The organism is Streptomyces sp. NPDC007205 (assembly GCF_040634095.1).
Taxonomy (GTDB): Bacteria; Actinomycetota; Actinomycetes; order Streptomycetales; family Streptomycetaceae; genus Streptomyces.
Genome location: NZ_JBEYEW010000097.1, coordinates 1 through 7,057, shown reverse-complemented (window position 1 = coordinate 7,057; position 7,057 = coordinate 1). Strand labels below are relative to the sequence as shown.

Annotated in this window: 7 protein-coding genes; 4 read left to right on the top strand and 3 right to left on the bottom strand. The window is 66.0% G+C overall.

Annotated features, from left to right (window positions below):
* Positions 1-702: 702 nt before the first annotated feature.
* From ABZ624_RS41490 to ABZ624_RS41475, 4 genes are all read left to right on the top strand, one after another.
* Entirely contained in the window at positions 703-897 is a 195-nt protein-coding gene (locus tag ABZ624_RS41490) for a transposase (protein ID WP_360100675.1), read from the top strand.
* Between the two features lie 69 nt (positions 898-966).
* Positions 967-1,305 (top strand): helix-turn-helix domain-containing protein, encoded by a 339-nt coding sequence (locus ABZ624_RS41485; protein WP_360100674.1) that lies wholly within the window; start codon positions 967-969, stop codon positions 1,303-1,305.
* Between the two features lie 116 nt (positions 1,306-1,421).
* Complete coding sequence (locus tag ABZ624_RS41480; protein ID WP_360100677.1) at positions 1,422-1,796, top strand: transposase; 375 nt, start codon at positions 1,422-1,424, stop codon at positions 1,794-1,796.
* A 487-nt stretch (positions 1,797-2,283) separates the two neighbouring features.
* On the top strand, positions 2,284-2,877 hold the full coding sequence (locus ABZ624_RS41475; protein WP_360100671.1) for a DDE-type integrase/transposase/recombinase: 594 nt from the start codon (positions 2,284-2,286) through the stop codon (positions 2,875-2,877).
* Between the two features lie 61 nt (positions 2,878-2,938).
* Here the strand turns inward: ABZ624_RS41475 and ABZ624_RS41470 are convergent, their stop codons facing one another.
* From ABZ624_RS41470 to ABZ624_RS41460, 3 genes are all read right to left on the bottom strand, one after another.
* Entirely contained in the window at positions 2,939-5,215 is a 2,277-nt protein-coding gene (locus ABZ624_RS41470) for a helicase-associated domain-containing protein (RefSeq protein ID WP_360100668.1), read from the bottom strand.
* Between the two features lie 774 nt (positions 5,216-5,989).
* The gene (locus ABZ624_RS41465) at positions 5,990-6,310 is read right to left on the bottom strand and encodes a type II toxin-antitoxin system PemK/MazF family toxin (protein WP_360100665.1); all 321 of its coding nucleotides are present in this window, start codon (positions 6,308-6,310) and stop codon (positions 5,990-5,992) included.
* A complete protein-coding gene (locus tag ABZ624_RS41460) occupies positions 6,307-6,522 on the bottom strand; it encodes a type II toxin-antitoxin system CcdA family antitoxin (protein WP_360100662.1) in 216 nt (71 codons plus the stop codon). Before ABZ624_RS41460 ends, ABZ624_RS41465 begins: the two co-directional genes overlap by 4 nt.
* Positions 6,523-7,057: the final 535 nt, after the last annotated feature.

The following is a 7,057-nucleotide window of genomic DNA, read 5'->3' as shown; positions in this document are numbered from 1 at the left end:
ACGGCACCCACCGTTCCTTTACTTGGGTTTGTTGTGAAAGTGCTGGTCATAGCCACTCGTTGATGGCTGCGACCAGCACTTTCACAACACGCCCTAGCCGGTACCGGCAAGAGTACGCCGGAGAGGAGCTAGCCTCCCCTGTCAACGGCCATTTCCTTTCGGTTCTGATACATTGGTTGTGGCCGTGTGACGTTGCGTTACGGACCACTGATCGGCTGACCGTTCGTGTGAATGCAGCGGGCTCTGGACTGCCTTCTCCAACCTGAAGTCGGTCGCGGTGGAGGAGATCACGGTGGACGACGAAGCGGTGGCCGTCGCGACGCGGGCGGTGAGTCGAGAGGCACCCTGCTCAGGGTGCGGTTGCACGTCCAGCCGTATCCACGGGCGATACCACCGACGTCTGGCCGACCTGGCGGTGACCGGACGGAAGGTCGTCAGACCTCCTGGTCCAGCGGTTCCTATGCGGCACGCCGGAGTGCGGTCGCCGGACGTTCGTCGAGCAGGTAGAAGGGCTGACCGAGAGGTTCGCGCGTCGCACACCGGTCTTGCGCCGGACGCTGGAGAAGCTCGGGCTGGCCCTGGCAGGGCGCCCAGCGGCCCGGCTGGCCGCGCACCTGTCGATACCAACCAGCGCGAACTCCTGCTCAGGCCACTGGCAAGCTCCCGGACAAGAAGCTCGGCACGGCCCTGCGGGTCCTGGGCGTGGACGACTTCGCGTTCAAGAAGGGCCACGTCTACGGGACAATCTTGATAGACGTGGAGACCGGCAAGCGCGTGGATGTGTTGCCCGACCGCACCGCGGACACGCTCATAGCCTGGCTGCGTGACCATCCCGGCGTGGAGATCGTGTGCCGGGACCAGGCCAGCGCCTACGCCGAGGCCGTGCGCACCGTCTGACTCGACGCGACACAGGTCGCAGACAGGTTCCATCTGTGGAAGAACCTGTGCGAGGCGGTCGAGAAGTGCGTGGGCGAACATCGCAAGTGTCTCGCCGAGCCTACCGAGGACACCACTGCCGACACCGCCGTCGTGAAGGCCGGCACGGCAGCCGACGACGTGCCGGAGCCCATGGAAGGGCCGCGCGCGATCAAGCGACGCGAGCGCCATGCCGCAGTACATGCCCTCTACGACAAAGGCGTGCAGATCGAAGTGATCGCCAAGATTCTGGGGCTCGACCGCAAGACCGTGCGCCGCTACGCACACGCCGCCACCCCTGACGATGCTGCCCGCGGAACCGGCTCCCCCCGCTACGGCCAAATCCGCGCCTACTCGCCGTATCTGCATCGGCGTTGGAACGAGGGCTGAACGGACGCGGCACGGCTTCATGCGGAGATCGTCGAGCTCGGCTACCGCGGTAGTCCGTCGTCACCTGCAACAGATCCGGGCCAGCGGCAAAACCCGTACCCGACAAGCCCAAAGCGCTGACCGTCCGCAAGGCCACCTGGCTGATCACTGCGCGCGCCGACAAGATCGACGAGAATAGCGCCCTCAAGCGCAAGCAGCTCTTGGCCCGCTGCCCGGAATTGGCAGCCGTCGCCGACTGCGTGCACGCCTTCGCCCAGATGATGAGCGAGCGCCGCGGCACCGACCTCGACAGCTGGCTCACTCTTGCCGAGCACACCGGTCTGAAGCCACTGCGGAGCCTGGCCCGTGGTCTACGGCAGGATTTCGATGCCGTCGCCGCCGGACTCACCCTGGAGTGGCGCTCCGGCAACGTTGAGGGCAACGTCAACAGGGTGAAGCGGATCAAGAGAGACGGGTACGGCCGGGCCGGATTAGACCTCCTCCGCCGCTAAATCCTCCTCACAGACGGAGCATCGTTACCCTTTGTGACCGGACCATAACAAGTGGATCAGAGCCGCTTGTCATGCCGCCGTCACGCTCCTGAACATCAGCGAACGCGCTCGCCTGCGCGTGGTGGAACGCGAGAACCGAGAACGCCGTATGAGGACTGAGTTCCTGGGAAAAGCGACGGCCTTCTTCGCCCAGGAATACCAGTAACGAAGAAATGCGAGTTCATCGGCGGCGAGGCCGACAACTTTCCGTGCAGCAGATTGCACCCGGGCGGGGATATCCGGGTTGGGCTTCTACCGCTTGAGATCGAGGCCATTGTCGGCCACGGCGAAGCACCGTGCGGAACTGAGGGCCGTCATCCGGGTCTTCTCTGGCTCACAGGAGACTTACGGCTACCGGCGTGTCCAGGCCGTGCTCCAGTGGGTGAAGGTGCGGGCCGGAGCGGAACTGGTCCGCTGAACGTACAGGCTGGAACTGGTCCGCGCGCTGATGCGCGAGCTCGGCCTGGTGCCATGCGGACCGCGGCCCTGGCGGGCGACCACGATCGACGACGAGGCGGCGTCGGCCATGCCGGGCCTGTTGGCCTGTGACTTCACCGCTGACACTCCCGGGCGCAAACTGGTCAGCGATATCACCACGTTAACACCTGAGCCGGGTTGCTTTCTTGCGACCGTCATCGACTGCCACACTAAAGCTGTGGTCGGCTGGGCAATGGCCGACCGCATGAAGACCTCTCTCATCTCGAATGCACTCGATATGGCGGCCCGGAATATCAACCTCGCCGAAGGCTACGTATTTTATTCCGATCGCGACTGTCACTATACGTCTCTGGAATTTCGTTGCCAGCTCCGCTCGTTGGGTATTCGAGCGTCGGTCGGCCGCACTGGTGTCTGTTGGGACAATGCGATGGCAGAATCATTTTTCGGCGCTCTCAAGAACGAACTCGCGCACCGCACTACGTTCCCAGCACGCGCACATGCCCACCGGGCGATCGTCCGCTGCATCGAGATGTTCCACAATCGAAACGCCTCCACTCCGGACTCGGCTACAAGACTCTCGCAGAAGTCCCATGCCGAGTACTAGGAGTCGCGGGCAGCGGCATAAGGAGAACCCTCACACCGCTGTCTGAGAAGCGCAGGGCCCCTCAGTTCATGATGCTGTGGATGCGGGAGAGGGTGAAAACGCGTTCGGCGTCCCGTAGGTGGCACCAGGCTTGGAGGTAGGGCGGGTCAAGTGTGAGGTGGCTGAGGGTGCGCACGGTCCGGTTGCCGGAGGTGGCGACGTACTCGACGGTGATGGGCTGGCCGGCGTCGATGGCATGGGCGAACTGGCGGATGTCGCTGTAAGGCAGGCGCTTGGCCCACCCCGCGATGATCTTCTCGGTGTCCGTGGTGGGGGGTGCTCCTGCGTCGGACGGTATGGGCTCGAGAGTCGTGGGCTGGGCAGCGAGCAGTCGGGTCGCCAAGGTGTTCGGGTCGACGGCCGTGAGCGTCTTCGTCGCGTGCGTAGCAGCGGTTGGGCCGCTGTTCCTCGCGGTGGTGCGGAGCGGAGCTGGAACGGGTGCGGTGGCCCGCCGGGGCCGGGCTTTTTCGATCCGTACCGTGCCCTGCGCGGTTTCGGTGACGGGGGCGTATCCCTCGGCCCGGAGCGCGGCGAGGGTGGTGTTGAGCGCGCTGCGGCTGATCAGCACGGTGGGCGCGAGTTGTCGCAGTCCGAGCTTGGCGAGTTTGCGGTGGGCGGTGAGTTCGGCCAGGAGAGCAGGCTCGTCGCTGTGGAGGACGCAGACAGCGGGTGCGATGCGCACGCGTCCGTGACCGCGTGCGGTGTTGGAGATCAGGTATGACAGTGGCTGAGGCAGGGGTCCGACGGCGATAGCGGTCAGGTCGGCCGTGATGGCCTCTGGGGTAGTGCCGGTGTCTAGGGCCCGGCGGATGCTGCCAGGGCTGAACCGCCATACCGATGCGGTGCCGCTGATCTCGCGGTCGGCGATAAGGTCCAGGAATGTGGCCAGCTGTGCGGTAGGTGTGCCAGTGACGATGGCGGTGAGGTCGGCGCCGATACGGGCCGTCGCGGTGGCCGGGGGCAGCAGCCGCCGGCACTCATTGCTCAGCGCCTGCGTGTCGCCGCTGTGCAGGTGGATACCGAGGGTGGAGATGGTGCCGCGCGCGAGTACCCCGAGGAGTTCGGCCTCATGGATCACGGCAGCGAACGGTGTTGTGTCCTGGGGCGTGGAGTCGGCGAGCGGGCGGTGCCAGGCGATCGAAGTCCCCAGCTCCGAGGCGGCCTTCACACCTTGGCCTGCCGGGAGCTGGGTGGCTGCGGACAGCAGCCCGTCGCGGGCCTGCACGCAGCCGCTGCAGGGAGGTGCGCCGGCGAGGGCGGGAAGTGCCTTGTTGTCCTCGTCGCGCGCCTGGGTGGGGGTGAGCGGCAGGTTCCGCCATGCCTGGAGCAGCACAATGAACTGCTGCGGGGGTTCCTGGTGTGCCCAGGTGTCGTACGCCTCGGTGGGCGCCATGTGATCTCCGTCCCGGCCCAGGAGCCCGGCGGCGTGGGCGGTCTCCAGGGTGAGGCGTACGACGGTGTCGTCGGCCTGGGCTGCCTTGCCGATCCGGGCCAGTTCACGCGCACCGATACCGCCGGACTTCAGCCGGGTTGGTGCAGCCGCCGAGCAAGCCGACAGGACCGAGGCGGCATGGGCCGCGAACGCCGTGGCCGCGGCAGACGCCTCACGATCCACCTCCGCCGGATTGACGGACACCAGAGGTGGGGTGGGCGGGACGGGATCGAAGGGGGCGTGCCAGCCGGGCCCCCGCAGTGCGAGCGCCACCTCGGCCGGCATACGCGCCGGACCGTAGTGGTGACGGTCCTGGACCAGAAGTCCCCGATCCAGTGCCCATCGCTCGCCCGGTTCGAGGCCCAAACCGCCAGAGCTGAACACAATGAACTGCCAGGGCTCGCCCGTCGCAGTCTCTGCTCGGCGTTCGAGCAGTTTCCGGGCCGCCGCAGGGGCCTTCGTTATCAGTGAGGCGATCTGCTCTGGGTCACTGTGGTGTTCCACCAGCGCGGCCAGCCGCTGCGACTTGGTACCCGGCGGCTTGACGCCCAGCACTACCAGCATGCCGCGCAGCTCTTCCGAGGTCGTGCTCGCGAGCAGTTCCCGCAACGGGGCATCCAGCCCTAGGGGGACGTCCCATGCCTGCCGCAGCGGCCCGGCCATGCGGAGCGTGCCCGCGCCGTCCGGCCAGACCAGAGCGTGATCGGCCAGCACCTCCAGCACACGCTCGAGTGCACAGGCGGTCTCATCATCCGATACTCCCAGCAGCTCCGCCAGGGCTTCGCGCGAAGTGTGCGCGCCCAGCGCCGCCAGCGCCTCGGCCACCTGCAGCTGCGGCAGCGCGAGTTGCGGCAGGACTAACGCCACCGATCCCGGGCGCTGAAGACGGTCCGCCAGTTCCCCTACCGAGCGCGGCTCCGGAGGGGACACGGCGTCCTTCCGAATCCGAAGCACGCGCGCCAGACGCGAGCCGTCGAGACCGCCCAGCCATGCCGCCAGCGTTGATCGGGACTTCATACGTAGTACACCTCGACAGAGCAGGGAACGTCGCAGAAGGACCGGAGCCGGTCCGGCACCGGGTTCAAGGATGATGCATCCCCCGTGATCCGCGAGTGCCGCACAAGGCCAGAAGCCATTTTCATGTGGACGGCTGGAGGGTGAGGTGGCGGTCGAATCATTGACGGCGACATGACGAAAACTCGCTGGTTGGAGAGTCACCAAACATAGCCTCATCTGCGGAGATGCGTGTTCTCCTCCTGCCGGGTGCGACATCGATGAGGAGTCCCTGGCACTGGTCACGATGGTGATCGCGTCCTGCGAGGCTGGCCGACAGTGCAAGCTGCGTCCGTACGACCGGGGCCACAGCACCCTGGTCTACCTGTGCAAGCACGACACTCTCGAACAGATCGCCGCCGGGCTTCGGCATCGGCACGGCCATCGTCTGGCGCTATGTGAATGATTGGGCACCTTGCGTTCCGCGCGACGTCGTTAACGGAGGCGCTCACCAGCCACCACGCTGGCGCCGTCCGAGCCGCACTCGTCCCAAAAGTCCTGGACTCGCCGGCGGACGGACCCCCGGCGGCGGAATGTTCGCCGGCCGACTTGGGCTGCCCGGCATGTGATGCCGCGACGATCTGCCGTTCAGGTGAGGTCAAGGGTGACGCGCAGAGCGGCGGAGATCCGGTCCATAGTCTGTGTGTCGACGCTGCCGAGGAACTCGCCGGCCTGAAGACGCTTGTCGGTCAGCGCGGTGAGGTCGACGGCGACAGCGGCCCCGTGCACCGGCTGGGATACGGGGATGGTGACGACGGTATCCGGGGCCCCACGGGTCTCATCGATCATCATGCACACGGCGGTTCCGGGTAGGGCATCAAGGGCCGCATCTGACTCGACAATGACCACGGCCCGGGTCTTGGTGGCCAGCTGGACGCGCCAGACCTGGCCGCGAGCGAAGGCTGTCACGCGACATCCTCGCCGAAGATGTCGGCGAGCTCTTCGGCGTCGTCCTGGGTCTTTTCGCGCCAGGTCCGCACTGCCTGCGCTGCGTCCCGTAGCTGCTGGGCGCGCAGTGCGTGCTCGATGTAGGCCGAGAGGTTGCCTCCAGGAGCGGTGGCGCGCGCGTGGGCGAGGAGGTCGTCCGGCAGGGTGACCGTGGTGCGCCTACGAGTAACCATACAATGGAGGATACAGGAGTGTGACGACTGCGATGCCTCGAGGTCAGATCGGGCTGTCAGTCATTATCAAGTTGAGGAGCGGAATGCGATGATCTAGGTGTAGATCGTGACAGGAGGGCCTGCTGGTGGACACGGCTGCCAGCGTCGTACAAGGCCCGGTTCCCGCCGGAGGCGATCGCCCACGCGTCTGGCTATCCCCCCCTTCCCGCTGGCTTCCGTGATGTGGAAGAGCTGCAGTTCGAGCGCGGCATTCATGAGCTTGTTCTGAGTGACCACCGATCCGGCATGCCTCGTTGTTTCTGAACCCCTGCTTCACGGGAGTTGGGGTGGGTTGAGGTCGCTCGGGTGTCATGCCGGGTCCTGCGTGAGGTGCGCGGGTGCCCCGGTGACGGTCTTCCAGACGCGTAACCGGTGGATCATTTCGGTGCGGTAGTTACTGCGCCTTTTCCAACCTGCCTCTGAGGTACGGCGGTTGGGCTGACAACGTGGTGAAGCCCCTGGTAGACGAGTTTTCGACCAAGAGAACCGTCTCCAC